At 61.0% G+C, this 26,680-nt stretch carries 24 protein-coding genes and 2 pseudogenes; 18 read left to right on the plus strand and 8 right to left on the minus strand.

Annotated elements, in window-relative coordinates:
• Positions 1-5: 5 nt before the first annotated feature.
• Complete coding sequence (locus OKW28_RS14300) at positions 6-668, minus strand: TetR/AcrR family transcriptional regulator (RefSeq protein ID WP_429446499.1); 663 nt, start codon at positions 666-668, stop codon at positions 6-8.
• Between the two features lie 135 nt (positions 669-803).
• On the opposite strand from OKW28_RS14300, the gene OKW28_RS14305 reads away from it, so the two are divergent.
• The 5 genes from OKW28_RS14305 (at position 804) to OKW28_RS14325 (ending at position 6,412) form a co-directional block, all read left to right on the plus strand.
• Positions 804-2,096 (plus strand): NAD(P)/FAD-dependent oxidoreductase, encoded by a 1,293-nt coding sequence (locus OKW28_RS14305; RefSeq protein ID WP_429446501.1) that lies wholly within the window; start codon positions 804-806, stop codon positions 2,094-2,096.
• A 655-nt stretch (positions 2,097-2,751) separates the two neighbouring features.
• Positions 2,752-3,531 (plus strand): acetoacetate decarboxylase, encoded by a 780-nt coding sequence (locus OKW28_RS14310; RefSeq protein ID WP_187616608.1) that lies wholly within the window; start codon positions 2,752-2,754, stop codon positions 3,529-3,531.
• A gap of 28 nt (positions 3,532-3,559) precedes the next feature.
• On the plus strand, positions 3,560-4,342 hold the full coding sequence (locus OKW28_RS14315; protein ID WP_429446503.1) for a 3-hydroxybutyrate dehydrogenase: 783 nt from the start codon (positions 3,560-3,562) through the stop codon (positions 4,340-4,342).
• Between the two features lie 11 nt (positions 4,343-4,353).
• Positions 4,354-5,703, plus strand: coding sequence for a DUF3734 domain-containing protein (locus OKW28_RS14320; protein WP_429446505.1), 1,350 nt, complete (start codon positions 4,354-4,356; stop codon positions 5,701-5,703).
• A gap of 367 nt (positions 5,704-6,070) precedes the next feature.
• Complete coding sequence (locus tag OKW28_RS14325) at positions 6,071-6,412, plus strand: hypothetical protein (RefSeq protein WP_429446506.1); 342 nt, start codon at positions 6,071-6,073, stop codon at positions 6,410-6,412.
• A 909-nt stretch (positions 6,413-7,321) separates the two neighbouring features.
• On the opposite strand, the gene OKW28_RS14330 is transcribed toward OKW28_RS14325, so the two are convergent.
• Together OKW28_RS14330 and OKW28_RS14335 are read right to left on the minus strand one after the other, a co-directional pair.
• Entirely contained in the window at positions 7,322-8,830 is a 1,509-nt protein-coding gene (locus OKW28_RS14330; RefSeq protein WP_429445184.1) for an integrase catalytic domain-containing protein, read from the minus strand.
• A gap of 245 nt (positions 8,831-9,075) precedes the next feature.
• Entirely contained in the window at positions 9,076-9,711 is a 636-nt protein-coding gene (locus OKW28_RS14335) for a TetR/AcrR family transcriptional regulator (protein ID WP_429446507.1), read from the minus strand.
• A gap of 93 nt (positions 9,712-9,804) precedes the next feature.
• On the opposite strand from OKW28_RS14335, the gene OKW28_RS14340 reads away from it, so the two are divergent.
• The 3 genes from OKW28_RS14340 to OKW28_RS14350 all read left to right on the plus strand — a co-directional run bounded on the left by OKW28_RS14340 (position 9,805) and on the right by OKW28_RS14350 (position 12,693).
• Positions 9,805-10,578 carry an SDR family oxidoreductase gene (locus tag OKW28_RS14340; RefSeq protein WP_429446509.1) on the plus strand — a complete coding sequence of 258 codons (774 nt, stop codon included), beginning with the start codon at positions 9,805-9,807 and terminating at the stop codon, positions 10,576-10,578.
• A gap of 613 nt (positions 10,579-11,191) precedes the next feature.
• The gene (locus tag OKW28_RS14345; protein ID WP_429446510.1) at positions 11,192-11,461 is read left to right on the plus strand and encodes a MoaD/ThiS family protein; all 270 of its coding nucleotides are present in this window, start codon (positions 11,192-11,194) and stop codon (positions 11,459-11,461) included.
• A gap of 83 nt (positions 11,462-11,544) precedes the next feature.
• Complete coding sequence (locus OKW28_RS14350; RefSeq protein ID WP_429446511.1) at positions 11,545-12,693, plus strand: WD40/YVTN/BNR-like repeat-containing protein; 1,149 nt, start codon at positions 11,545-11,547, stop codon at positions 12,691-12,693.
• A 240-nt stretch (positions 12,694-12,933) separates the two neighbouring features.
• Here the strand turns inward: OKW28_RS14350 and OKW28_RS14355 are convergent, their stop codons facing one another.
• Positions 12,934-13,329, minus strand: a complete 396-nt coding sequence (locus tag OKW28_RS14355; protein ID WP_429446964.1) for a GNAT family N-acetyltransferase — start codon at positions 13,327-13,329, stop codon at positions 12,934-12,936.
• A 117-nt stretch (positions 13,330-13,446) separates the two neighbouring features.
• Positions 13,447-13,899, minus strand: a complete 453-nt coding sequence (locus OKW28_RS14360; protein ID WP_429446966.1) for a VOC family protein — start codon at positions 13,897-13,899, stop codon at positions 13,447-13,449.
• 302 nt (positions 13,900-14,201) lie between these two features.
• Between OKW28_RS14360 and OKW28_RS14365 the strand changes: the two genes are divergently transcribed.
• From OKW28_RS14365 to OKW28_RS14375, 3 genes are all read left to right on the plus strand, one after another.
• On the plus strand, positions 14,202-14,735 hold the full coding sequence (locus tag OKW28_RS14365; protein WP_429446513.1) for a GNAT family N-acetyltransferase: 534 nt from the start codon (positions 14,202-14,204) through the stop codon (positions 14,733-14,735).
• A gap of 123 nt (positions 14,736-14,858) precedes the next feature.
• Positions 14,859-15,158, plus strand: coding sequence for a hypothetical protein (locus OKW28_RS14370; protein WP_429446514.1), 300 nt, complete (start codon positions 14,859-14,861; stop codon positions 15,156-15,158).
• Positions 15,159-15,526: 368 nt separating this feature from the next.
• Positions 15,527-16,381 carry a PA4780 family RIO1-like protein kinase gene (locus OKW28_RS14375; RefSeq protein ID WP_429446968.1) on the plus strand — a complete coding sequence of 285 codons (855 nt, stop codon included), beginning with the start codon at positions 15,527-15,529 and terminating at the stop codon, positions 16,379-16,381.
• Positions 16,382-16,613: 232 nt separating this feature from the next.
• On the opposite strand, the pseudogene OKW28_RS14380 reads toward OKW28_RS14375, so the two are convergent.
• Positions 16,614-16,859, minus strand: a pseudogene (locus tag OKW28_RS14380) (integrase core domain-containing protein); the annotation flags it as partial.
• 84 nt (positions 16,860-16,943) lie between these two features.
• Between OKW28_RS14380 and OKW28_RS14385 the strand changes: the two are divergent.
• Positions 16,944-18,194: an IS256 family transposase gene (locus OKW28_RS14385; RefSeq protein WP_184073972.1), complete on the plus strand. Its 1,251-nt coding sequence runs from the start codon at positions 16,944-16,946 to the stop codon at positions 18,192-18,194.
• Positions 18,195-18,233: 39 nt separating this feature from the next.
• Here OKW28_RS14385 and OKW28_RS14390 read toward each other — a convergent pair.
• A pseudogene (locus OKW28_RS14390) lies at positions 18,234-19,122 on the minus strand (IS3 family transposase); the annotation flags it as partial.
• 287 nt (positions 19,123-19,409) lie between these two features.
• Here OKW28_RS14390 and OKW28_RS14395 point away from each other — a divergent pair.
• Positions 19,410-20,585, plus strand: coding sequence for a M23 family metallopeptidase (locus OKW28_RS14395; protein ID WP_429446515.1), 1,176 nt, complete (start codon positions 19,410-19,412; stop codon positions 20,583-20,585).
• Between the two features lie 512 nt (positions 20,586-21,097).
• Here OKW28_RS14395 and OKW28_RS14400 read toward each other — a convergent pair.
• Entirely contained in the window at positions 21,098-21,886 is a 789-nt protein-coding gene (locus OKW28_RS14400; protein ID WP_429446517.1) for an IclR family transcriptional regulator, read from the minus strand.
• 141 nt (positions 21,887-22,027) lie between these two features.
• Between OKW28_RS14400 and OKW28_RS14405 the strand changes: the two genes are divergently transcribed.
• The 5 genes from OKW28_RS14405 (at position 22,028) to OKW28_RS14425 (ending at position 26,662) form a co-directional block, all read left to right on the plus strand.
• Positions 22,028-23,446: an aromatic ring-hydroxylating dioxygenase subunit alpha gene (locus OKW28_RS14405; RefSeq protein ID WP_429446970.1), complete on the plus strand. Its 1,419-nt coding sequence runs from the start codon at positions 22,028-22,030 to the stop codon at positions 23,444-23,446.
• A gap of 105 nt (positions 23,447-23,551) precedes the next feature.
• Positions 23,552-24,334: an SDR family NAD(P)-dependent oxidoreductase gene (locus tag OKW28_RS14410; RefSeq protein ID WP_429446519.1), complete on the plus strand. Its 783-nt coding sequence runs from the start codon at positions 23,552-23,554 to the stop codon at positions 24,332-24,334.
• 14 nt (positions 24,335-24,348) lie between these two features.
• On the plus strand, positions 24,349-25,311 hold the full coding sequence (locus OKW28_RS14415) for a PDR/VanB family oxidoreductase (RefSeq protein WP_429446521.1): 963 nt from the start codon (positions 24,349-24,351) through the stop codon (positions 25,309-25,311).
• A 92-nt stretch (positions 25,312-25,403) separates the two neighbouring features.
• Positions 25,404-25,838 (plus strand): hypothetical protein, encoded by a 435-nt coding sequence (locus OKW28_RS14420; RefSeq protein WP_429446523.1) that lies wholly within the window; start codon positions 25,404-25,406, stop codon positions 25,836-25,838.
• A complete protein-coding gene (locus OKW28_RS14425) occupies positions 25,835-26,662 on the plus strand; it encodes an MFS transporter (RefSeq protein ID WP_429446525.1) in 828 nt (275 codons plus the stop codon). The genes OKW28_RS14420 and OKW28_RS14425 overlap by 4 nt, the downstream gene beginning before the upstream one ends.
• The last annotated feature ends 18 nt before the right edge of the window (positions 26,663-26,680 follow it).

The raw sequence follows: 26,680 nt of genomic DNA on the forward strand, positions 1-26,680 counted from the left end.
GCTGATTACTTTCTGATCATGTTCAGCGCCGTGTCCCGCACCGCGCGCTTGAACCTGGTCTGATCTTCAGGAAGTGACGAGAACGCCCGAAGCATATGGTGGTAAGCCACGGTATTGCTGATGGCGTTCATCAGCATGGAAAACATGACTTCGGGGTGGTGCGGTTTCAATTCCTTCGCCCTCGATGCATCTTCGAGCAAAGGCACGAACACGTCGTGATAGGGGCGCACCAGACGCCCGATGAGTATGTTGAAGCGCTCGCCTTCTTCGGTCGCGGCAGTCGAAAAAAACATACCAAGGTCGGGTTCGTCGAAAACCTGATCGATGAAAAGAACCACTGCGTGTTCGACACGCTCACGCGCACCTAGCGTGGCCGAGCGCAACCTGGCTGTGGCGTCGATCATTGGCGCAGCCTGATCCGCGATCTGCTCTACCACCGCAAGCCATAGCGCTTCTTTCGACCCGAAATGATGCGCGATCAGCGCCGGGTCGACACCCGCGTCGCGCGCGATTTCCCGCACGCTGGTAGCGTCGAATCCACGCTTTGCGAAGGTGTGCCGGGCATTTCGCAGGAGAACGTCGGCACCGACGGAAGCACTGTACGCGGGTCGTCCGCGGGTACGCTTTTTCTCGATCAGCTTGGCAGGTCCTGACGTTACGTCGTTCATTTGGGTGTGAGTTGTGGATCGTCAATTCAGCCGGAGTTTAACTGACGGCGCGTGAGACGCTGAGGAGGGCCACGGTTTGACGGAGCTCGTGCTTTAGGCTACGATGTGATTTATTCATCACGCGTTGAATTTATTATGTCACAACCAATACGGATTGTCATCGTTGGCGGCGGGATTGCGGGAATTTTGCTGGCTACCCGACTCGGCGACCTGTTAGGGCGTAGCGGCCGGGCCAGCGTCACGCTGATCGACAGCAGCCCGACGCACATATGGAAGCCGATGCTGCACACCATTGCAGCCGGCACGCGCGATGTTCAGCAGCAGCAGGTGATCTACCTCGCCCATGCCCGCGATCACGGCTTCACCTATCAGCCCGGCGCAATGCACGGGCTCGATCGAAGCCGGCGGCTGGTCCAGCTCGACGAGCTCAGGACGCCGGGAGGTGAAGTAGTGCTCGGTCCGCGAACGGTCGGGTACGACGTGCTTGTGCTGTCGCTGGGTAGCCGGGCGAACGATTTCGGCGTGCCGGGCGTGAAAGAGCACTGCCATTTCATCGACAGTCAAAAACAGGCCGAAGCGTTCAACGCCGCGTTGCGAGCGCGCGTATTTCGAAGCGTCGCGAAGGACGAACCACTGCGTGTGGCGATCGTCGGCGCGGGTGCAACGGGTGTTGAGTTGTCCGCTGAACTGAGCCGCTTGCTTGACGTTGCGTCGAGTTACGGAGACCCGACTGTGCGAGAGCGGCTGAGTCTGACGCTACTCGAAAGCGGCCCGCGCGTGCTCGGGGCGTTTGCGCCGGAGATATCGGCATCGAGCCAGTCGCAGCTCGAGCATATCGGTTTTCGCGTGCTGACTTCGGCGCGTGTTACCGCGGCAGAGGCGAATGGTTTTCGCCATGGCGACGGCACGCTTGCCGAGGCCGATCTGATGGTCTGGGCAGCGGGCGTCAAGGCGCCGGATTTCATGAACAATCTCGACGGACTCGAAACGAACCGGTCCAACCAGATCGTCGTCGGAGCGAGTCTGCAGTCTTCGCGTGACGATCACGTGTTCGCGCTTGGCGATTGCGCAAGCCTGACACTCGCCGGTCACGAACGGCAACTTGCACCGACCGCGCAGGTCGCCACGCAGCAGGCCGAGCATCTCGCGCGTCACCTTCCGGGGTGGCTTGCAGGCAAGCCACTTGCCGATTTCCGTTTCCGCGATTTCGGTTCGCTCGTCTCGCTGAGCGACTACAACGCGTTCGGCACGCTTGGGCGCTTCGGACTCTTTCGTGGCGGTTTCGTGCGCGGACGTTTCGCTCAACTGAGTCACGCCATGCTCTACCGGCGCCATCAGCAGGCTCTCCATGGCTTTCGAAAGGCGACGCTGCTGTGGACAGCGGAACAGATCAACGGTCTCGTCCAACCGAAGATCCGCCTGACCTGAAAGTGGCGCCGAACCCTTTGCAGACCCTGTCGGTTTCCTGGTGCGATTCGTGCAGCGGTCGCTGTGATTACCAGCCCTGACGGGTGTTCATCGCGAAGGGGCCGGGGACGTGCGTGTTGAGCGGTCATCCGATTGAGGCGGGCGAGGCCGTGTACTCTCCAAGAGCAGGCGATCCGCCGCCGCGAAACGCAGGTGCAATGATGGTCGCGGCTTCCGTTAATGTCTAACTGTGACTTTGCGCGCGTTTATATTCTCGGGGAGGCGGTTTCGAATGGACATGCCTGAAGCAAGCGAGGCATCGGGGACGAAACAACGAGTCATGTGACAATTAATACGTATTCCTATATGTGCGACATTGCCTCTCACGAAGCGACATCGCTACACGCGGCGTTTCGCCGATGAGAAGCTGACGCGCACAAGGATCGAACCAATTGTTGCGGCGAGGGGGACAGTGTTTTACGGCCAGCAAGGACACCGATGTATGGACCAAGGCGCTACTATTGCCAGTGCTCTGTACAACGATGCAAAGCACAGGGCCACTCGAACCCGACACGCTGTGATAAGGCAGAGGCGCGGTGTGCAGCACAGCACCTCTGGTGCGCATGCGTGGGCTTTAAAGACGCGACGTCATTTGACGTCACTACTGGAGAGATAGTTGAAAATCGAACAAATCCGCAAAGATGCTTTTGCGATGCCCGTCCACAATCCTTCCTACCCCCGCCCGCCGTTTCGCTTCCTTGATCGCGAGTACTTCATCATTTCGTACGAGACCGACATGGACGCTTTGCGCGCCGTGGTGCCGGAACCACTGACAGTCGCAAGCCCCCTCGTGCATTACGAATTCATTCGCATGCCAGACTCGTCGGGATTCGGCGATTACACGGAAAGCGGCCAGGTTATCTCGGTGAGAGATGATGCCGGCGCGCCAGGCAGCTACACACACGCGATGTACCTCGACGACGAAGGCCCGATTGCCGGCGGTCGTGAGATTTGGGGCTTCCCCAAGAAGCTGGCGAGTCCGAAATTGCGTGTTGACGGCAACGACACGCTGCTTGGAACGCTGGACTATGGCACCCAGCGCATTGCCACGGGCACGATGGGCTACAAGTACGAGCCACTTGACCTCGAGGTCGAGCGCAAGAAGCTGGCGGACACGCCGAACTATCTACTGAAAGTCATTCCGGACGTCGACGGTTCAGCCCGCATCTGCGAGCTCGTGCGCTACTTCCTGCGGGATGTCACGGTGCTCGGCGCGTGGGGCGGTCCGGCCGCGCTTGAGCTGCACCCCCATGCCTTGGCTCCTGTGGCGGATTTGCCGGTGCGCAAAATCGTCGGCGCGCGGCACGTTATCGCCAATCTCACGCTCGACATCGGGGAGGTGGCTTTCGATTACCTCGCCGAGGCGCCGGCACTCAAGCTTGCCGCGAATCAGTAAGCACCCTCTGACATATTAAGGAAAAGGCATGTCCGTAAAAGATAAGGTCGCGCTCGTGACGGGCGCTGCAAGTGGTATCGGTGAACAGTGCGCACGCAAGCTCGCGGCGCTCGGCGCGTCGGTGGTAATCGCGGACCTGAACCTCAAGGCTGCTGAGAGCGTGGCCGAGAGCATCCGTAAGGAGGGTGGCAAAGCGCTGCCTGTATCAATGGACGTGACGAGCGAAGAAGCGGTCAACGCCGGCATCCAGCAGGCTGTCGACAGGCTTGGCAGCATCGATGTGCTGGTCTCAAACGCGGGCATCCAGATTGTCAACCAGATTGAAGATTATGCTTTCTCCGACTGGAAAAAAATGCTCGCAATCCATCTGGACGGCGCGTTCCTCACGACCAAAGCTGCTGTCAGGCACATGTACGCTGCGGGCAACGGTGGGTCGATTATCTATATGGGCTCGGTCCACTCGCACGAAGCGTCGAAGCTGAAGGCTGCCTACGTGACGGCCAAGCATGGACTGCTCGGTCTCGCACGCGTGGTAGCCAAGGAAGGTGGTTCGCGCGGTGTACGGGCCAATGTCGTGTGTCCGGGGTTCGTGCGCACGCCGCTTGTCGACAGGCAGATTCCGGAGCAGGCGATAGCGTTGGGCATTTCGGAAGCAGACGTCGTCAAGAACGTGATGTTGAAGGAAACGGTCGACGGCGAATTCACGACGGTGGAAGACGTCGCCAATACCGTGGCATTCCTCGCCGGCTTCGAATCGTCCGCATTGACGGGCCAGTCCATTATCGTCAGCCACGGCTGGTCGATGCACTAAGGAGCCGCCCAGTGCGTCAAGATCAAGAAACACCAGGCACACCTCGCAAGACTTTCAAGCTTCCGGCCTATGACGAGGTCGCTCTCGTGCTACAGGGTGGCGGCGCGCTGGGCTCCTATCAGGCCGGCGTCTACGAAGGCCTCGAGGAAGCTGGCATTCATCCGGACTGGATTTCCGGCATCTCCATCGGCGCGCTTAACACAGCCATCATCGCGGGCAACGCTCCGGGGAAGCGTACCGAGGCATTGCATGGATTCTGGAGCACCATCTGCCAGCCGGCGGACATGCTTGGGAACCTTGGCGCGTGGCTGCCCCGCGCCGCGGGCATGCACGACCTGTCGCGCAAGTGGTCGAGCTGCTGGGCGGCAGGCCGCGCACTCACCGAAGGGCAGCGAGGCTTTTTCTCGCCGCGCCTTCCGGTGCCCATCCCAGGGATGGGCAAGCGCTCGCCAGAAGAAGTGAGCTTTTACGATACCACCGCGCTTCGGGCGACCCTTCTGCAATTCGCCGATTTCGACAGAATCAACGACGGCGATATTCGCGTCTCCGTCGGCGCGGTCAACGTGCGCACGGGTAACCTGGTGTACTTCGACAACACCCAGATGCGCCTTTCGCCAGAGCACTTCATGGCCTCGGGTGCGCTCCCTCCGGGCTTTCCTGCCGTCGAGATTGATGGCGAATATTACTGGGACGGCGGTCTGGTGTCGAACACCCCGTTGACTGAGGTTGTAAGCGACCCGCAGCACAAGGACACCCTGGTCTTCCAGGTTGATCTCTGGAGTTCGAGCGGTGGCCTCCCGGGCGACATGCTGGATGTGTCCGAGCGCGCCAAGGACATCCAGTATTCCAGCCGGACCCGCGCTATCACCGCGATGCTCGGGTCGACCCAGCGTCATGCACAGCTCATCAAGGAGCTATTGAAGCATGTGCCGCCGGGCCTGGAGAAGCAGCATCCGCTCATCCGGGAGGCACGGGAAGTTGCCGATGGCAGTGCGGTCAATGTTGTGCACCTCATATACAAGAACAAGGCGTATGAGGGGCACTATAAGGATTACGAATTCAGCATCGACACGATGAGCGAGCATTGGCAGACGGGTCTGGACGACATTCGCGCGTCGTTTGAGCATCCGGACTGGTTTGCGATACCGAATCACGATTCGGGATTCGTGACGCACGACGTGCATCGTCCCGGGGGCGCGCCTCACGCGGCGCGGCTGGAGGGCGCTACCAAGCCAGCGCATTACTCGCGCAGGCGCCACAAAGCGGGCGTCGCGCAACCACATCTCGAAGTGGCAGCGCCGAAGTCCGCCCCACCTGGGGAAGCCACGAAGGAAGCTGTGCAGGATGCGACAGGCCGCTAGCCATCGTGGGGCCGGCCGGGTTCGGTTTGGCCGGTCCCTTTCCACGCCAGCCAAAGGGGCGCTGCCGCAGGTGAGTTCGTCCGCCTGTGCGATGGTGGCGTTCTGGAATGCGCTGTAAATTTTATAAGCGTCAGGCAGCACGGCCGCTCGGCCAACCTGCTTCTCGCCATACACCATATACGCCGGGCATCGTAGATTGCGACAATGGCGCTCCCTGGAGCATATTGCGGTTATCGACTCGAGTCTGTCATGGCCGCATTCAGATCGGCTGCTCCATCGGGAAGAAGGGATAAGGCCGGAGCACCTCGCGAACATTTCTGGCCAACCGGGATCGCATGATGAACAGTGAAATGAGAGGCGGCTGTCAGTGACGCCGCTGACCGCATCCAGTATCTGCATCGATTGGCCACCGACAATTAGGGCATCGGCTAAACGCTCGCAAAAGGGACAGGGATTCACAAGTACCAGGAACCACATCAGGTATCAGGCGAAAGAGGGTGATCAGCCCGGCTGGGATTTCTACACCGAGATTCCTCAGCCGGACGACGTCGTGTATCTCGAGCTCAACGGAGTAGCCGCCGAAATCACGATGCTCGGCAACATGGAGCGCGGCCCGGGCACGGTGCAGTTGCGCCTGCCGGTCGACATTGCGAAGCAGCTTGGTCTGGTGCCGCCGGTCTGGGAAAAGTCGGACTGGGGAAAGGGGTAGGTCATGCGCAAATACCGGGACAGGACAGTGCGGTAGGTCGCGGCCTGCACATGCTCCCGCTGCGGCCGGCGCATGACGCCGATGACGACCAGTGGGAGTGGTACGAAAACGTGTCGCCCGACTGGCGTGGCTGCTTTGGCCCGGGTTTTTCACGACAGCGCCCATATGAGCGTTGACGTTTGCCAGCAGTGCGCCCGCAATACGCTGGGGCCATGGCTGCGTGTCGATCCGCCGTCCGCGCCGGATGGCTCAATGCAAGCCCTGAAGGCTGTCGTGCCCGGACTCGAAGCGCCGATATCTGTCGGCAGGATGAAACTCTGTGGTTTCCACGAGAGCGATTTCCGATGCGGGTCCGGGCGTCGCTCAGACTGCCGATCATGGCTTGCCGTATGTCGCGCCGCATCCCGAACTCACCGTAGACACACGGGGGTGGCTGGCTACCTTCGGTTGAACAAGTTATCGTTATCGCCGAATGGGTCTTCTAGACCGCATTGCCGCCGGTCGCGCAGTTGGGAGTTCAAGCGCAGATAACAAGATGGTCCGATCGTTCATGACGGCGCCTCAGAGACAGCAGTTCGGCCAATGCCGACCTTGGGGCGGGCTGGATTCTACGTCGGCAATGTGATGGATTGCCGACGGTAGCGGCGCCGAGCAGCCGGGCGACAGCTTCCGGCATCGCGAACTCACACTCCCGACCCGTTGCGGACATTTTGCGACCTCTTTCTAAGGTCCGGCATGCGCGCGAAGGCAGTCGTTTGGGCGGCGACAATGACTACGTCCGGTCGTGTTGCCTCACGAAGGAATGTTACTCGGCGGATTGTTGTCGTTTTCGCTTTCTTTTTTTTCTTCTTTCGTGGTTTGCCGGGCGCGGAGCGCGCGGCCCCCGGCGACTTTCAACTTTTGCGCAACTTACACTTCGGCTGGCGCATCAGCGGACTTTCGCAGGCCGCCCAGAATAAGTTCTTTTACGCGCTCTGCGCGCCACGCCTTGACCCGACGCTGTAGCGTTCTTAGTTGTGCCTGACTTGCGTACGCTTCTGGAAACATCGCGGCCAACCGATCCATCAATACGTTGGCCGGCACCGAGGGCTCTGCAATCAGCCATCCTTCGATTAGCGGCCACGCGTCGGCGAACGGATCCACCCGACTTCTCCACCAGTGCTTTGCCTTGGGTTGTTTTCGGTGCGTTGGACGTGTCTCACCTTCCTTCCATGCGGAAGAAAGGCCTGCGAGGAAGACGGCGACGTCTGAGTCGCCCGCCGGCGCGGCTTCAGCACGCACGCCGTGGGCCGCGAACTCGCTCAATGTTTGCTGTGCCGTTCGCATCTCCTGCAGCAGCCGCACAGGATCAAGGCCTTTGAACTGTGCCTTCAGCTTTTCCTTGATAGCGGGTTCAACGCTGTCGTGTGCCAGAAGCCGATCGCACGGCGTCGCCGGCGCTAGATAGACCTTGTGTACGCGCGCACCGTCACGCGTCTTGGACTTCAGCTTGAACGAAGGCTGGAAGAAGTTAATGTATAGCCGTGATGACGCGTACAGCTGCGCCAGCGCGTTCCTGGCATCGACACTGCTCAGCCGGCCATAACCGACCAGCCGCCGCACGACGGCGCCGTTCTTCTGCTCCACCCAGGCCTGATCGTTCTTCTTGTAGGCCCTCGAGCGCGTCTGCACAAGACCGCGGCCCTTGCAGTAGTCGAGGACGCTTTGGTTCATGAACGCACTGTCATTATCCGAGTCCACTCCAAGCATCGCGAATGGCAGATCGGCAGCCGCTTTCTCAAATCCTTCAATCACCAACATCTGGTTGCGTACCCGCATGGCCACACATTCTGTCCAGCCGCTGGCGATATCAGTCAGCGTGAGGGTGTGGACGAACTCACCGTCTATCTTCGAACCGCCGCAGTGTTCGACCATGTCGATCTCGAAGAAGCCCGGTGGTGGATCGCGCCAGTCGGCGAAGGTACGCACTGGAATGCTGCGCCGGATGGCCGAGCCCACCCCCGTGCGCCGTTTGCGCTGCCCATCAATGTGCGCACGCGCATTGGCCAGCATGCGATCGATGGTCGCCGCGCTGACCTGAAGGAGTTTGGCCTTGACGACCGGATCCAGGTCGAGATGACCATGCCGCTCCATGGCATCAACCAGCTTCGGGATCAACGCCTTCAGTCGCTTGCCGCAAACCCTGTCGGCTGCTTCCCAGAGCACCGTCAGCGCCTGGCGTACCGCTTCGTCGTATAGCCGGTTGCGCTCGCGTGTCCCCTTTGCCGCGCCGGGTTCTTCCCGTAGCAGCCGAATGGCGTGCTTGCGGTGATACCCGGTCAGAGCCACGAACTCATCGAGAATCCTGATCCGGTCACCGAACGTCGCGCTGCCATACCGCAATTGCAATGCTGCCACCAACTCCTTGCGTGTCGTCATGCTGATTTGCCTCGTCACCTCGTGCCGCTCCCGCCGGACAATCCGACGGGTAGCAAACTACGTGAGGCAACAGGTCAGCGCGAGTTGCAATTCCGATGAGTCAATGCGGCCGGCCAAGATGTTTGTCGGTAAACCGGACTTCCTGCTTGACGCTATCCAAGTCGTTCGCGTATCGATCTCGCTTGACTCCTTGTGGCCGAACCCCAGCGGTACAGCCGTGTCGTCTTTGGTGAAAACCAATGCACTTACGGAACCGGGTTCCGGCGATGACCTTGAGGCCAAGGCCATGCCGACAACGCAATATCAGCCAGCCGCTTCAGTGTGGCCCTGCATGCACGGTCACAGGCTTGCGCCGACATGCCTTGCACAACTGCGCAATAAAAGCGTGCGAGAGCTTCGGTGTCGGTCTCAGGGGCAAGCTCGCCCTCGGCGACGGCACGGTCGAAGCGTGCCTTGATGGCCTGTAGCCCAAGCTCCCGCCGCGCGGCGACCGTCTGGGCGACAGATTCGCTCTTTTCGGCATGTTGAAGAACAGCAGTCGAAATCATGCAGCCGCGCGGCCTTCCCGGGTCGGTAAAGCGTGCTGCGGCGTCGTGCAGGTAGAACGCTATCGCATCGTAGGCCGGCATGTTTCCTTGCAGCGCTTCCAGCCACCGCTTGTTCTCACGCTCGCTGATATGGTCGAGCGCCTGTCTGTAAAGGTCCTCCTTCGAGCCGAACGTTGCGTAGAGGGACGGCGGCGGGATACCCATGGCCAGGGTCAGGTCGGCTATCGAGGTTCCCTCGTATCCATGCTCCCAGAACAGCCGCGCGGCGACATCAAGCCCCACATCGCGGTCCAGCAACCTCGGTCTGCCACGTTTTCGGGCGGGTTCGCTCATTTTATATTGAATACTATAAAAATCATTGACAGGGGGTTTCCAGCACCATTATTGTAACGTTCACTATTCAATTCAACCGAAAAGGAGAGATTGATGTTTGGAAAATTTTCAAGCAAGGTGGCCCTCATAACGGGAAGCTCGCGTGGTATCGGCCGTGCTGTGGCACTGGCCTTCGCGAGAGAAGGAGCCGCGCTCATCGGCGTGCACTACGCCAGCAACGCGGATGCTGCTCACGCGACCATCCGCGAGATCGAGGCCCTCGGATCAAAAGCCGTCGCCATCAAAGCGGACTTGAGTCGCGGGAAGGAAGCAACGGACAGTATCTGGGAGCAATTCAAGGCAGCCGCGATTGCCGCCACGGGCGAGCCTCGGCTTGACATTCTAGTCAACAATGCTGGCGTGGCACCGGCGATTCCCATGTCTCAGACCAGTGAGTCCGTCTTCGACGAGATCCTGACGGTCAACTTCAAGGCACCGTTCTTTTTGATCCAGGCTGTTGCCGATCACATCCGCGACGATGGACGAATCATCAACGTTTCGACAGGTTTTACGCGTGTCGCCGCTCCAACACATCCCGCCTACGCCGCGTCGAAAGGTGCCCTTGAAACCCTTACACTGGCGCTTGCCCCAGAATTCGGTCCTCGCGGTATCACGGTAAATGCGGTCATGCCGGGTGTGACGGAAACTGACATGAATGCGGCGTGGATAACCGTACCGGAGGCGCGTGCCGGCGCAGAGGCCATGTCGGTGTTCTCGCGAGTGGGTCAACCTGCCGATGTGGCTGACGTCATCGCCTTCCTTGCATCGAATGAGGCACGCTGGACTACGGGACAGGTGATCGACGCGACGGGTGGTGCCCGCCTCTAACCATTGCGTCCGCTAGATATGAAAGATCGCGCCAGCGCATAAAAGGGGGTGGACGTATGCGTAGGCGCACGACTAAACGAGAGAAATGGCGCGACTCGCTCGCGTCTCCAAGCCGCCACCGTGGGCGAAGCCTTCTGGTGGTGTGCATGGCCCATGCGAGTCCTATTTCATCTCCAGACCATCGGCTCGTCACCTGATGGCAAACAGCCGCGTCAACTACAGTTGCCCGGTGGCAATCGAGTGATCCTGTGACCGGAATCGCGCGGGCTGCGGACATTGGTTTCATGCTCGGCACTGTCCGTTTGTGGCCGAGGGTGTGTCAAAACGTGCTGCTTCGTAGTCGAGTGCGAAAGTCGACCCACCAGAACGCGCTGTATCGGCTTCGCGGCACGTGGGGAGGGGTAAAGCGACACTCGAAAACCTGGCAGTTTCGAGTTTTGACACACCCTCGGCCGATCACCGTCTCATGCAAACGGCATGGACCTCCCGAATTTCGGGCGGCCGCTTCGGTGGCGCAACCTGTCGTCTGTTGTATGGCGATGCCCCGAAGCACCCGGCGGATCGTCTAAACTGAGAATCGACGAACAGGCCATTCCCGCTCGGCTACCCCGCCATGGCGCATATCTTTTTCGCTGCTTCGATTCAACGGCATATCGCAACGCCCGAGCGCGAGATCGACGCGCGCACGCTCGGCGAAGCACTGGAGTCCGTCTTCGCCGCGCAACCTCGACTGCGCGGCTACATCCTTGACGATCAGGGCTCACTGCGAAGGCATCTCGCCGTGTTTGTCGACGGCCGGCCGGTGCGCGACCGACAACATCTGTCCGATGCGCTCGGCGAGGAAAGCCGGGTTTACGTCATACAGGCGTTGTCGGGCGGATAAGAAGGTTCCACTCTTACTCGAGCTTTGCATGGGACCAGAGTAAGCGCTAAAGCGCCAACTTTGGTCGACAGGAGACACTCCACATGAGCGATCGATTGTTTGTTGCAACCCGCAAGGGATTGTTCGTTCTGCAAGCCGACGGCGAGGGCGGCTGGACGCTCGGTGAGCCGTATTTCGTCGGCGAGCCGGTGAGCATGGTGCTGCCTGATCCGCGCGACGGTTCGCTGTATGCCGCGCTCAATCTCGGCCACTTCGGCGTGAAGCTGCATCGCCGGCGCGCGGGCATAGAGGATTGGGAAGAGTGCGCGGTCCCCGTCTACCCGCCGCAGCCTGCCGACGAGACGCATACCGGTGACGGCGCGGACACGACCGCGGACAATGCGAGCGCGGCCGTGCCCAGCCCGCCGGCCCCTCCCTGGACGCTCCAGCAAATCTGGTCGCTCGAAACCGGCGGCCCGGACGAGCCGGGCGTCCTGTGGGCCGGCACGATTCCCGGCGGGCTCTTCCGTTCCGACGATGGCGGCGACACATGGGTGCTCAACCGTGCGCTGTGGGATCGCCCGGAGCGCCGAGAATGGTTCGGAGGCGGCTACGACGCGCCGGGCATCCATTCCGTGATGGTCGATCCGCGCGACAGCCGGCACGTGACGATCGGCGTGTCGTGTGGCGGCGTCTGGCAAACCGCCGACGGCGGTGCGACCTGGCGCGTGAGTGCCGAGGGCATGGAGGCCGACTACATGCCGCCGGAGCGGCGCGGCGATGCCAACGTGCAAGACCCGCACCGCGTCGTGCAATGCGCGGCAAACCCGGATGCGCTGTGGACGCAGCATCACTGCGCGATCTTCCGCTCGACCGACGGCGCGGCGCACTGGCAGCGGATCGAAGCGCAGCCATCGAGCTTCGGCTTCGCGGTTGCCGTGCATCCGCGCGAGCCGGACACCGCGTGGTTTGTGCCCGCCGTGAAAGACCAGTGCCGGATCCCGGTGGACGGCCAGTTCGTCGTCACGCGCACACGCGACGGCGGCCGCACGTTCGAGCATTTCTCGAACGGGTTGCCGCCTGCACCGGCGTATGACCTCGTGTATCGGCACGGGCTCGCTGTAGATGACTCCGGCACGCGCCTCGCAATGGCGTCGACCACCGGCGCGCTATGGACATCCGACGACGGCGGCGAAAGCTGGCATTTGATTTCAGCGCATTTGCCGCCTGCTTATTGTGTTCGGTTTGGATGAGGGCGCGGGGCGGGCTGGTGAGACATGAAACGCCTACATTGCCATTCATGCGCCGGTCATAGCCTGAATGCGTGCATCGGCGTGATGGATCGATACTTCGAGCCGTACGCGCCGGCGAACCGCTTTGTGTAGCCCGGCTTGTCGGAAGAGACTTTTTGACACTTCGCCGAACGTCCGATCAGCACCAGGAATCACGCGGACGTCCCTGCGCGAGAGACAGCTTTTGACGGAGGACGCAGCTCATTCATAGCGCTCTCGTTCACAGAATCGGACGGCATCTGGGCGCTCATCAAGAAATATTGCGTTCATACCGCGAGCATGGGTTTCGGCTTCTGCGAAATTCACTAACTGTCGGCCGGCGCCGCTTCCTCGCGCGGTTGCGTCCACTACCAGATCATCGATATGCAGGTGCGGCCCACGAGCTAATGTATGGACAGGCCGCATCCCGATCACTCCGATAATCCTCTCACCGCGGAATGCTGCGACCAGCTCATAGCCAGAAAGCGATTGCCGCCGAACCCGGTCGAGAAATTCGGGTTCGTCAAGGGTACTGAGTTGGACGACGACCGGGGTAGGCCAGCGCCCATTCCGTTGGCGATAGTCGTCTGATTTCCAGGCCGATTCGTTGTTGTTCAGTCATAGTGTCGAAGATCCATATCTGAAAAGTCGAGATTGATGTACCCAGACGTAGCTGCGGATTTCAACGGTTCGGCCATTCTGAACGGGCGCCTTTCGAGAAGATCAAGAGGCGCCTCAGGGTCGGCCGGAGTCGGTCGTTCGAGCGGCATCGCCAGCATTGGAAGTCCAGCCGGCTGGGGCGACAATTTCGACCTTCATCCGGTCGGGGTCTTCACAGTAGAGGGCATAGTGCTGGGGGCCGCCGGCGAAAGGATGACGATCCTCATAGAGCACGCGATATCCATTTGACTTCACCCATCGCGTTATTTCATCGACTTGCGTTTGAGACGCCGCATGGAATGCAAGGTGGTTCAAACCGACGTTCCTTCTGTCGTAAGCGCCATCGACCTTTTCGACTTGCGTGAACACGAGGTAAGTGCTGTCGCGTATGTAGCTTCTGCCGCCGGCCCAGACCTGATGTTCGCTATATTCGAACTGTTCGAGTAAACGGTATCCAGAATCGCAGCGACGTTTCGAGCGATAAAACGTTGATTTCGAGGTGGTGAAGGCTTCCGGGTGCAGCCATATGGATTGTGTTTATCGCGAGGTCAATGACCCTCGAAGTATGGCATGACTGCGGATAACGCAAAACGGCGGATGCTTCCCGTCACTCGTCAATGTGCTCCGCAGATGCATTCCTACGAACGGCTGTTATGGGGAGACGCCAAAGTCCCTTCAAGGTCGCATCATGCCTTTCGCATGAGACACCCCCCGAAGACGATGGTTGAGCGCGGTCGTGAGACGCAGCGCGGCCAGGATGAGACATTCGACACACGTTTCTGATTCGTCGACAATCGGTGAATATAGACAAACCTCGACGGAAGACTGAGATGATGCTGCGGCCGACAGAAATCCAAATTGAATCAACCCGGCTCTTGATCAAACCGTTCTCGGCCAACGACGCGGATGCTGCGTTCTCGTTCATCACCCCTTCGCTCACCCGTCACATGGCGTGGGAGCCGCCTGCATCCCGTCAGGATTTTGATGGTGTTTGGCGGTCCTGGGTACCGTCGATTGACGATGGGTCAGACTATGTGTTCGCGATACGTCAACGCGCCGACGGGAGTTTCCTTGGGTTAGCCGGGCTTCACCGCGTACGCACCGAGAGCCCGGAACTCGGTATCTGGATTCGTGAAGATCGTCATCGAAATGGGTTTGGTTGTGAAGCTGTGACCCTTGTTGCACACTGGGCAACGCGAACCATTGGTTGTGAAAGCTTTACCTATCCGGTTGCCGAAGAGAACCGTCCCAGCCGGCGCATTGCCGAATCGCTAGGCGGCGTCATTGTGGAAAGCCGCGCGACGCCAAAGTACAAGTCTGTGGTTTACAGAATTCCTCGCCAGCCAGTCGCAACCGAGGTATAGGCGATTCCGCCTATGGACTGGCTTCCGTCGGCCAGGATCGGACGGTCGACTTCACGATCTGGATCGTCGACAATTCCCGTGCAGGTCTGTTGATAACCGGACGCAGGCGCAAGGAAAGAAGCAATGGGACAAAAATTGACCGACAACGAGTTGGCGCTATACAGGCGAGTGGATGAGGTTTTGCACTACGTATGGGACCCGATTGGCATCGCAACCAGTGCAGCGGCGCGCGACGAATATGTCAGGTATCTGCCCAAAGTTTTCGCAATGTTGCAGGAGGGAACGGACGCGTCCTCAATCGCCGCGTGCCTCGACAACGTCGCGACTGAGAGAATGGATCTGGGTGCAAATCCGGAGCATTCCAAACGCGTCGCCGAATTGCTGCTCGACTGGAAAGCCGAAGTTGATAGGGGTCGGCGTTAATGAATGCGGGGCGGCCTCAGCGACTCGCGGTATCGAGGATGAAGTCGATGACCGTTGTACCGCTAGAAGCTGCCTTTAACATAGCACCGGCTCAAACGTCTGTTCCGGGTCGAGGGCGGTCCGCCGCGGCAAGCGGCGAGCGCCTTGGAGCCGCGGCGGCAATGCATCTGCGCCGGAAGATTTGCGCCGCCTCGTCCTCGCCCTCGCTTATAATCCGGCATGACTCCATCCATTTCCCACGCAGCAAGCTTACGAGCGGGGCCACTGGGCACCCGATTCATCGGTTCGTTCATCGCACATACATCAGCGGGCTATTCGTCATCCACGCACGTGGAGTACACGCCCCGCGAGCCGCACCTGGCGGTCGTATGAAAATGCCCAAACGGCTTGCGCCGCTTCTCGAAGAAGGCCTCATCGACGAAGTCATCGGCCAGTTGATGAGCGGCAAGGAGGCAACAGTCTACGTCGTGCGCAGCGGCAACTCGACGCGTTGTGCAAAGGTCTACAAGGACGCGAAGCAGCGCAGCTTTCGGCAGGCCGCGTCGTATCGGGACGGCCGCAAGGTCAAGAACAGCCGGCAGGCGCGTGCGATGGAAAAAGGGACGCGCTACGGCCGTCAGATGCAGGAAGCCTCATGGCAAAACGCAGAAGTCGACGCGCTGTTCCGGCTCGCCGGCGCAGGCGTGCGCGTGCCGCAACCCTATATCTGTACCGATGGCGTGTTGCTGATGGAACTGGTGGTCGACGGGTTGGGTGACGTCGCGCCGCGCCTGAACGACGTCGATCTGACCGAAGCGCGCGCCCTGGAACTGCACGCGCTTCTGCTCAACCAGGTTGTCCGAATGCTCTGTGCGGGCGTGATTCACGGCGACCTGTCGGAATACAACATCCTGCTGGCAGCGGATGGGCCGGTGATTATTGATCTGCCTCAAGCCGTTGACGCAGCCGGCAACAACGACGCGGCTGCGATACTCAAGCGTGACGTCGACAACCTGGCCGCGTACTTCGGACGGTTCGCACCGGAAATACTCACCGCGAGCTATGGCACGGAGATCTGGACGCTGTTTGAAGCAGGCCGACTGCATGTCGATGCCGTATTGACAGGCCACATCGAAGTTGACACGCGAGTTGTCGACCTCGATGGTGTGCTGCAGGAGATCGAAGCGACACGTCTTGAGGAAGACGCGCGATTGCGGCGACAGCAGGAACTGAGCGCAGGCTAGTAACCGCGTTCGATGTCGCCGGAGATGGCACTGAAGAAGAACCTCGTCGTATGTCGCCGTCCGGGCGCCCCATGCGGGTACCCGGCTTCTTCTCTTCAGATTGTGACAAAGTAGTGCCCATCAAATCGGAATGGTGGACATTACTTTGGTGTCTATCTCAGTCACCGCCTAAGAAGTGGCGCCGTTGGTTCGGACAGTCAGATCGAATTTATAAGTGGAAGCGCCGGGGTCATCAAGCTGCCGATTTGATCGCTGGCAGCGTCGCGAAGTATGCCTCATCCGGGGTCTGGTCGGACAGACTTGAATGGGGCCGTTTCTGGTTGTAAAGGTTCAGGTAATCGCCGATGGAGCGGCGTGCATGGCTGACTGATTCATAGACTTTCAGATACACCTCTTCATATTTCACGCTGCGCCACACGCGTTCGACGAATACGTTGTCGCGCCAGGCGCCTTTGCCATCCATGGACAGGCGGATGCCCCTGCCGAGCACGGCGTCGGGAGGGTGTAAAAATTTTTGTGTAAACGGTCATTTGGCAGGAAACTGTCAGCAACAGGAGCACAGATGACCGTAGCGAAACGCAACAAAAGAGAAAAACCCGATCCTGAACTCGTCAAGCTGGCAGACAGCCTGCTGGCGAACTACCAGAAGCCGGAAGATCTGATAGGCGAGAACGGGTTGCTCAAGCAGCTCACGAAGATGCTGGTGGAGCGAGCGCTTGAGACGGAGATGTCCGAGCACCTGGGCCATGGCAAGAGCGAAGCGGTGACTAATGCCACTGGCAACACCCGGAATGGGCATAGCGCCAAGACGCTGCAGGGGGAATTTGGCGAGTTGCCGCTCAACATCCCGCGCGACCGTCAGGGGGCGTTCGAGCCGAAGCTGGTGGAGCGCCATCAGACGCGCTGGACGGGCTTCGACGACAAGATCATTTCGCTGTATGCGCGTGGCCTGAGCGTGCGCGAGATCCAGGGGCACCTGGAAGAAATGTACGGCACGGAGGTCTCGCCCACGCTCATCTCGGCGGTCACCGACGCCGTCAGCGAGGAGGTGAAGGTCTGGCAAGGCCGTGCGCTCGATGCGCTTTACCCGATCGTCTATCTCGACTGCATCCACGTCAAGGTGCGCGACAGCGGCGCGGTGCGCACCAAGGCAGTGTACCTGGCCATCGGCGTGAACATGACCGGTCACAAGGAGGTTCTGGGACTGTGGATTGCCCAGACCGAGGGTGCCAAGTTCTGGTTGCAGGTGGTCACTGAGCTGAAGACGCGCGGCGTGCAGGACATTTTTATCGCCTGCGTCGACGGGCTCAAAGGTTTCCCTGAAGCCATTGAAGCGGTCTATCCGAAGGCGGCCGTGCAACTGTGCATCGTGCATATGGTGCGCAACAGCCTGAACTTCGTGCCGTGGAAAATACAGCAGGAAGTCGCCGCCGATCTGAAGACGATCTACACTTCATCGACCGTAGAGCTGGCCGAGCAGATGCTCGGCGTCTTCGAGGCCAGGTGGGACAAGGACTACCCTTCCATCGGGCAGAGCTGGCGGCGCAACTGGGCACGCGTGATTCCGTTCTTCGATTACCCGCCGGAAATCAGGAAGGTGATTTACACCACGAATGCCATAGAATCGATCAACATGAGTCTGCGCAAAGTAATCAAGACCCGCAGCTCGTTTCCGACCGATGAGGCCGTGACCAAGCTGTTTTACCTGGCGCTGAACAACATCAGCAAGAAGTGGACGATGCCTATCCGCGACTGGAAAGCGGCCCTGAACCGCTTCACAATCCAGTTCGAAGAGCGGCTAGTGCCGGGTTAAACCTCAACCCGTTTACACAAAATTCCGGACACCCCCGGCGTCGGTGAACGCTGTCGCGGTGAACTGGCTGCCCTGGTCGGTGTTGACGATTTCAGGTCGCCCGTATTTCGCAAACGCTTCTTCCAACGCCTCGACAGCGTGCATCGCTTCCATCGTAATCGCCACGCGGTGGGCCAGTACCTTTCGGCTGGCCCAGTCCACCACGGCGGTCAGATAGACGAAGCCGCGCGCCATCGGGGATATAGCTCGTATCCAGTGCCCAGACCTGGTTTGCCCGATTGATCGTCATGCCCCGCAACAGATAAGGCCAGATCTCGTGCTTCGCATGACGGCGGCTCGTGTTCGGCTTGCAGTACAGCGCCTCAATGCCCATGCGCTTCATCAGAGTGCCGACGGGTTTGCGCCCGACCCTGATAGCTTCACGTTTGAGCAGGCGAACCAACATTCGTGCACCGGCAAACGGGAACTCCCCAGATGCAATTCATCGAGCCGCCGCATCAGCTTCTGATCGGCCTCGCTGACCGGGTGTGGCTGGTAGTAGGCGCTTGAACGGGCAATGCCCACCAGCCGCACCTGCCGGCTCACCGGCAATGCGTGCTCGCGATCAATCATCGCTTTACACTCAGCAATCCCGCCTTGCCGAGCGCGCTTTCCAAGACATGATGGCCTTGCGGAGTGAACCCCGAGTCAATTGCCCGATCTTCGCGTGCAACACCTTCACATCGACCGGGGGCTCGGCCGATGTCTGGCCCGTCTCGAACACTTCGGCAACACGCTCCTGCAGTTGCTTCTTCCAGTCCGTGGTCTGGTTCGGATGCACATCAAACTGTTGGGCCAGCTCGTCCAGCGTCTTGTCGCCCTTGAGCGCCGCGAGTGCCACATTTGTCTTGAACGCCGGTGAGTGTGTCCGTCGGTTGCGTTTCGTCATCTTCTGGTTCCTTGTTGCCGGCCATTATGACCGACTCACGTCCCAGCTTTTCCACTTACCGACCTGTCCGAATTCTCGGCGCCACTTCTCTTGCGCTGGCGCCGGTTATCTCAAAAATCGGATCGGGCTGATATTCGTGGCTAACCGCAATCCATAGCCTAGAGGTTCTTCCTACTGGGTTGTGTAGCGCGAAGGGGAGCCTTCTGTCAGTCAGGTTTCCGGTACGTTTCGAGCAACGTCATTCATGCCCACGGCCCCTCTTGTTCCGACTGTGAGGTATTGAAGTGATGCGATTGTCCTATTTACGTCATGCCCGCGCAAGCGCTCAGGCCATTTCCACCAAAGTGAGTCATTTGGTGCATTCCCGATTTGAATCTCTGGTGCGCGCCGTGTTGCTGTGCGGTGTGGTTGCGGTGCTGAGTGTGTCCGCGTGGGTGATCGTATCCGAGATAGTCAGTCGCGCGAACAAATCCAGCGCATCCCAACCGACCTTGACCTTGGAGATGGCTGCGCCGGCTACTGACAAATTGGTTACTGAAACCGGGAATAGTCAGCTATCTGACGCTCGACCTTTTGTCATGTCGGAATCTTACAGTGGTGCATACGCGGGACGCATCGAGGGTAGCTTGCTCGACACCTTGGAGCGGGCCAGCGTGCCGGTCGAAATACGGGAGCAGATCGTGCGTATTTTTGCCTCCCGGCTCGACCTCGCTGCGCCCGCGCACAAGGACGACACTTACCATGTTCTCTACGTGCGCGACGAGACAACCATACAGCGCGAGCATCTAACGGCCGTCGAACTCCGGTCGCGCGGTGAGATCTATCAGGCCATGTGGTTTATCCCGCCGGGGCAAACTGGCGGAGACTACTATTCATTTGACGGACGGCGGCTTGCCGCTGAGCCATTCTCGATGCCGCTTGATTACGTTCGGGTAAGTTCGCGATTCGGTTACCGAACCCATCCGGTCACGGGCAGGCACCTGATGCACACAGGTGTGGACTTTGCCGCCCCGAAGGGGACCCCGGTTGTCGCGGCTGCCTCGGGAACCGTGCAGTTCGTTGGCATCCGAAGCGGATACGGCAAGATCGTCGTGCTCCGTCATCCGCAAGGCTATACGACGTTCTATGCTCACCTGTCGGCCTTTGCGCGTGATTTGCGCGTAGGCGCGCCGGTGACGGAAGGGCAACCGCTCGGCGCGGTAGGCGCCACTGGGACGGCCACCGGAGCTCACCTGCATTTTGAGGTGCGCAAGAATAATCAACCGATCGATCCAATATCTGTGACGAGCCGAACTGGCGCCATGCCGCTCACTACCATTCAGCGAATCGCGTTCGACAGCGCGATGGGCGCTCTGCGCGAGAAACTCGCGGCATTGCCCGTCGATATTCCGACGACAAGGATGGCGTCGAATGCTGAAGGCACACCGAATCGATCTGGAAAGCCGGGGGGCTCCTCGGTTTGAGGAGCGAGACGATGCGGAGATTGTCGCATTGACGAAGTCAACAGAATTCGTCGGGCAGTAACGTAGATGAGCATGACGGCAAAGACGAGAACGCCGGGCATCGCGCCCGCTTTGGAGGGTAGAGAAGCGTCTCATTGCTCATCGGAGATGATTCTGCTGTGTCTCGCCATTCGGACGGATCACGACGGGCGCGGTTGCCCGTATCGTGCGCGTGTCCGATGGCGCACAGGGCGTACAGCCGGTCAAAAATTCTAGCGACCAGCTGTTTAACCGAGGCAAACCAGGCTATCAACGATGTCGCCAATAACGCTTATGCCGGCATCGCAGCGGCAATGGCTATGCCGAACATAATGCCGTCCGGTCCTTGGCGCACGGCGCTCGCGGGGCGCGTGACAAACGCACAGCCAGAGGGGTGAGGTTTCGGCTTCCGCCCTGAATCAGCGGGAGCCTGAGCAAAGCGTCGACCTTTCTGACGACGCTCCCGGCGTTGGCCAGCGCCTTTGAGGCCGATTTCACCGACGTGCCGTACCCGGCGGCCGTCCAGTTTCCCCTTGATGCCCAAGCGCACGCGACAGATTGCCCACCTCGCGCTTGAGCAACTCCGCGAACTGCGCGACGCGCTCATCGGTTACGCGCACGCTCGGCCCGAAGATGCACACCGAGCCTGCCACCTGGTTCGCGCCGTTGAAGAACGGCGCGGCTACCGCGACTGCGCCGGCGATCAGCTCGTGATGGCTGGTGCCGAAGCCTCGTGCGCGGACCGCGTCGAGATCGGCGGCTAGCGCCGCGACGTCCTGATCCGGATCGGTCAGATAGCGCCGCAGATCGTCCTCCGACAGCGGCATCTGCGAAAGAATCGTGCGGCCGCTCGCGCCGAGCACGAGCTTCTCGCGATAGCCGACCCCGCGCCGGAAACTCAGCGGCTGCGGACTTTCCAGTTCGGCCACGCAGATCCGGTACGTCCCCTCCGGCACGAACAACGCGACCGTCTCCGATGTCGCTTCCCAAAGCTCACGCAGCATCGGCTGCGCGAGCTGCGCGATCGTATTGTTCGCCATCCACGCGTGCGCGAGTTGCGCGACCGAACTGCCGAGTCTGAAGCGTTGCGGCTCGCCCGACGAGGCGAGAAAGCCGTTCTGTTCGAGCGTATTCAGCAGGCGGTACAGCGTCGGTCGGCTCAGGTCCACGCGGGTCAGCAGCTCCGCGACGGTCAATTCTTTGTCCCCGGGCCGGAACGCCAGAAGAATTTCTAGCGCCCGTTCGACTGCCCGCACATTTTCGTGCGGTTTTTTTTCTTCCATTTGAAATTTCCTTTCTGCGGCGGTCCGCGTCGATTGCACATTGTAGTGAAAGTCCCTAGCCGCAAGAACTTGACGTCGATCAATCTGTCCGTACAATGAGACGCTATTCTCACACAACGGACAACCGGATTCGGAGGAATGATGGACAAGAACATGTCGGAAACTCTGGTTCGCACTGGCCCAGGCACGGCGATGGGCAATCTGATGCGCCGCTACTGGGTGCCGGTGCTCCTCGCCAGCGAAATCGCAGAGCCTGATTGCCCGCCGGTGCGCGTGCAGATCCTCGGCGAAAAGTTGCTCGCTTTTCGCGATTCCGACGGCCAGCCGGCGCTGATCGATGAGTTCTGCTCGCACCGCGGCGTGTCGCTGTACTTCGGCCGCAATGAAGAGAACGGCATCCGCTGCTCGTATCACGGTCTGAAATTCGACCGCAACGGCAACTGCGTGGAAGTGCCGTCCGCGCCGCAGGCGTGCAAGCACATGGGCATCACCGCGTATCCGTGCATCGAACGCGCGGGCATCGTGTGGGCGTACATGGGGCCGAAGGACCGCCAGCCGGCGCCGCCGGATCTCGAGTGGTGCAATCTGCCGGAGAGCCACGTGTTCGTCTCGAAGCGGCTGCAGGAATCGAACTACCTGCAGGCGATGGAAGGCGGCATCGACACGAGTCACGTGTCGTATGTACACCGCTACGAAGTCGACGAGGACCCGATGCATCAGGGCACGAAGGCACTCGACTACATCAAGGCGGACGGCAACGTGATCTTCGAGATCGAGAAGCAGCCGTTCGGCCTCACGCTGTTCGGCCGCCGCAATGGCGAGCCGGATTCGTACTACTGGCGCGTCACGCAGTGGCTGTTCCCGTGGTACACGCTGATCCCGCCGTTCGGCGATCACTCGCTCGCGGGCCACGTATGGGTACCGATCGACGATCACACCTGCTGGGCGTGGAGCATCAACTTCCGCCCGGACCGTCCGCTCGACGAGCAGGAACTGGCCGACCTGAACGCCGGCAAGGGCATTCATTGTGAGTACGAGGAGGGTGGCACGTTCCGGCCGAGGGTGTGTCAAAACTCGAAACTGCCAGGTTTTCGAGTGTCGCTTTACCCCTCCCCACGTGCCGCGAAGCCGATACAGCGCGTTCTGGTGGGTCGACTTTCGCACTCGACTACGAAGCAGCACGTTTTGACACACCCTCGGCCGAAAGCGAACAAGGACAATGACTACCTGATCGACCGCCAGGCTCAGAAGGAAAAGCGCGCGTACTCGGGCGTGTTCGGCTTCGCGATGCAGGACGCGTCGCTGCAGGAAAGCATGGGTCCGATCCAGGATCACAGCAAGGAAAAGCTGCTGCCGACCGACCGCGCGATCGTGATGGCGCGCCGCATGATGTACGAGGCGGCAACGGCGCTGGTGCCCGACACCGATCCGCCCGCGATCGACGCCGACCAGCAGCGCGTACGTGCTGCCGGCGTGCTGCTGCCGCGCGATCAGAAGCCGCAGGAATGGGCGGTGATCCATCTGCACGACGGCAAGGACCAGCCGATCTACTCGATCTGATGCACGGCGGAGCCGGACTCTGGTCCGGCCCCGCGTGTCGTCGTCTGGTCCGACTGGACCTTCTGCCCATTCCGCAAAAGGAGGCCGGCTGCGCGCCGGCATGCAATGCAGCAACGTAAAAGACTCGAGGACAAGGTCGCGCTGATCACCGGCGGCGGAGGCGGCATCGGTGCCGCGACCGCGCGCGTGTTCTGCGCAGAGGGTGCCGCGGTGGTGCTCGTCGATGCGAACCCGGAGGCGCTCACGCGCGTCGCCGAGGAACTGAAGGCGGCTGATCCATCCGCGCGTGTCGAGACGTTCGCGGCCGACGTGTCGCACGACGCCGATGCGGTGCGCGCGGCGCAACTCGCCGCCGATTCGTTCGGCCGGCTCGACGTGCTGGTGAACAACGCGGCGATGCGCAACTACAGCGCGCTCGCCGACGCGACGCCGGCCGAGTGGCAGGCGATGGTGTCGGTCAATCTGGTCGGCACATCCAACTATTGCAGGGCAGCGCTACCGTTCCTGCGTCGCGCGGGCCGCGCAAGCATCGTCAACGTGTCGTCGTGCTACGCGGTGACCGGCCGCAAGGGCATGGGCCTGTACGACGCGACCAAAGCCGGCATGCTCGCGATGACCCGCACACTCGCGTTCGAGGAGACCGCGAACGGCGTGCGCGTGAACGCGGTGTGCCCGGGTTCGACGCTGACCGAATTCCACATGAACCGGGCCATTGCATCGGGCAAAAGCGTCGAAGTGCTGAAGACGCAACGCCAGGACACGTCGTTGATCGGCCGTTGGGCGTCGCCCGAAGAGATCGCATGGCCGATCCTGTGGTTCGCGAGCGACGAGGCTTCGTACATAACCGGCACGACACTGATGGTCGACGGCGGCCTGTCGGCGATGTGAGCGGAGGAGGTGGCATGAACATGACCGATTCCACGCTGATGGTGCGTGTCGCCGCAAGACACGACGAAGCCGACGGGATTGCCGGCTTCGAGTTCGTCGACATCGACGGCCGCGACCTGCCGCCGTTCGAGGCGGGCGCGCACATCGACGTCTATGTGCCCGGCGGGCCGGTGCGGCAGTACTCGCTGTGCAACGCGCCTCGCGAGCGTCACCGGTATCAGATTGCGGTGTTGCGCGCCGCCGATTCGCGCGGCGGATCGCAGCGCATGCACGACGCGGTGAGCGAAGGCGACGCGATTCGCATCGGCGTGCCACGCAATCACTTTCCGCTCGCCCGGCATGACGCGAAGCCGCTATTGCTCGCGGGCGGCATTGGCGTGACGCCGATTCTCTGCATGGCGGAGCAACTGGCGGCAATGGGCGCGGCGTTCGAAATGCACTACTGCGCGCGCTCGAAGAGCCGTGCGGCGTTCGTCGAGCGAATCGCCGCGTCGTCGTGGCCGGACAACGTGCAATACCACTTCGACGACGCGCACGGCATGCTCGATCTGAACGCACTGCTGACGGACGCCGGCGCGGACCGGCATCTATATGTGTGCGGTCCGCAGGGCTTCATGAACGCGGTGCTCGACACGGCGCGCTCGCTCGGCTGGAGTGACGATCGTCTGCATTACGAATACTTCGCGGCGGCGCAGCCGTCGGGTGATGGCGCGTCGTTCGACGTGCGGCTCGCGCGCTCGGGCCGCGTCGTGTCGATTGCGGCCGATTGCACGGTCACCCAGGCGCTCGCGGCGGCGGGCGTCGACGTGCCGGTGTCGTGCGAACAGGGCATTTGCGGCACCTGCGTCACGCGGGTGCTCGAAGGCGAACCTGACCACCGCGACCTGTTCCTGTCGCCAGAAGAGCAGGCCCGCAACGATCAGTTCCTGCCGTGCTGTTCACGCGCGAAGTCGAGGGTGCTCGTGCTCGATCTGTAACCGTAATCGCCGGCCCGGCCGCCAGGCGCGGTAGGCGCCATCTATCAGAAAGAAAACGGGCGGCCGCTGGCACGCCCGGCATCGGAGGAGTCATGGAGAAGAATCTGGCGTCGTCGGAGGGTATGCCCGCGAGCGTCTGGACCGCGAACGGGGCGGGGGCGGCGAGTAGCGCCGACACGAGCCCGTATCGCTGGGTCGCGCTGTTCATCGTCTGGGCCGCGTTTCTGCTCAGCTATGTGGTCCGCGTCGCGTGGAGTACGGTGGCCGCGCCGGTCGGCGCGTCGCTCGGCATCGGCGTGTCGATGCTCGGTGCGTTCGTCACCGCGTTTTACGCGGGTTATGTGATCGCGAACGTGGTTGGCGGCATGCTGACCGATCTGCTCGGCGGTCGCGCGATGCTCACGCTTGCGCTGCTGCCGCTCGGCGTGCTCACGTTCACGTTCGGCAATACGCATTCGCTCGCATTCGGCATCGTGATTCAGGCCGCGATGGGTTTCGCGGCGGCGCCGACTACTCGGCCGGCATGAAGATCATTCCCGCATGGTTCACGCGCGACCGTGGCCGCGCAATGGGCCTCTACACGACCGCGACGTCGCTCGCCGTCGTGATCGCGAATGCGGTCGTGCCGTCGTTTTCCGCGCGGCACGGCTGGTCGAACGCATTCCATATGCTCGGCATCGTCACGTTCGCGTGGGGCATCGTCACGTTGCTGCTGCTGAAGAACCGGCCTTCGAACGAAGCGAAGCCCGCGCGCAACAGCCTTCAGGAAATGCTGGGCCTGTTGCGCAACCGTAACCTGATCGCGCTGTCGATCGCGGGATGCGGCGGGTTGTGGGCGACCGTCGGCTTCGGTGCATGGGGCAACGCACTGATGACGCGCCAATACGGCATCGCGCCGATCGTCGCCGGATCGATCGTCGCCTCGTTCGGCATTGGCGCGGTGATCGCGAAGCCGACGCTCGGCTGGATCTCCGACCTGCCTGGTGTGTCGCGGCGGATGATGTCGATCGGCTGCCTGATCGCCTTCGCGATCGCGCTGCTGGTGTTCGGCTACTGCTCGACGGTGCATCAGTTCTATCTGGTCGCGCCGATTCTCGGTGCGTTCTCGTTCGGCTATCTGCCGGTGCTGATGGCTCAGGTCAGCGACGCATCGGGCAAGCGTCTCGCGGGCGCGAGCGCCGGCTGGACCAATGCTATCTGGCAGTCCGGCAGCGCGGTGTCGCCGATGGTGGTCGGCTCGCTGTATGGCGCGAGCCATTCGTTCATGCTCGCGCTCCTCACACTCGCGATCGGACCCGCTATCGCGGTCATCGCGATGTTCTTCGTCAACCCGCACATCGCACGCGAATGACCGATTCTCCGGTAGCCG

The sequence above is a fragment of the Paraburkholderia sp. 40 genome (genome assembly GCF_050434105.1).
Taxonomy (GTDB): Bacteria; Pseudomonadota; Gammaproteobacteria; order Burkholderiales; family Burkholderiaceae; genus Paraburkholderia; species Paraburkholderia tuberum.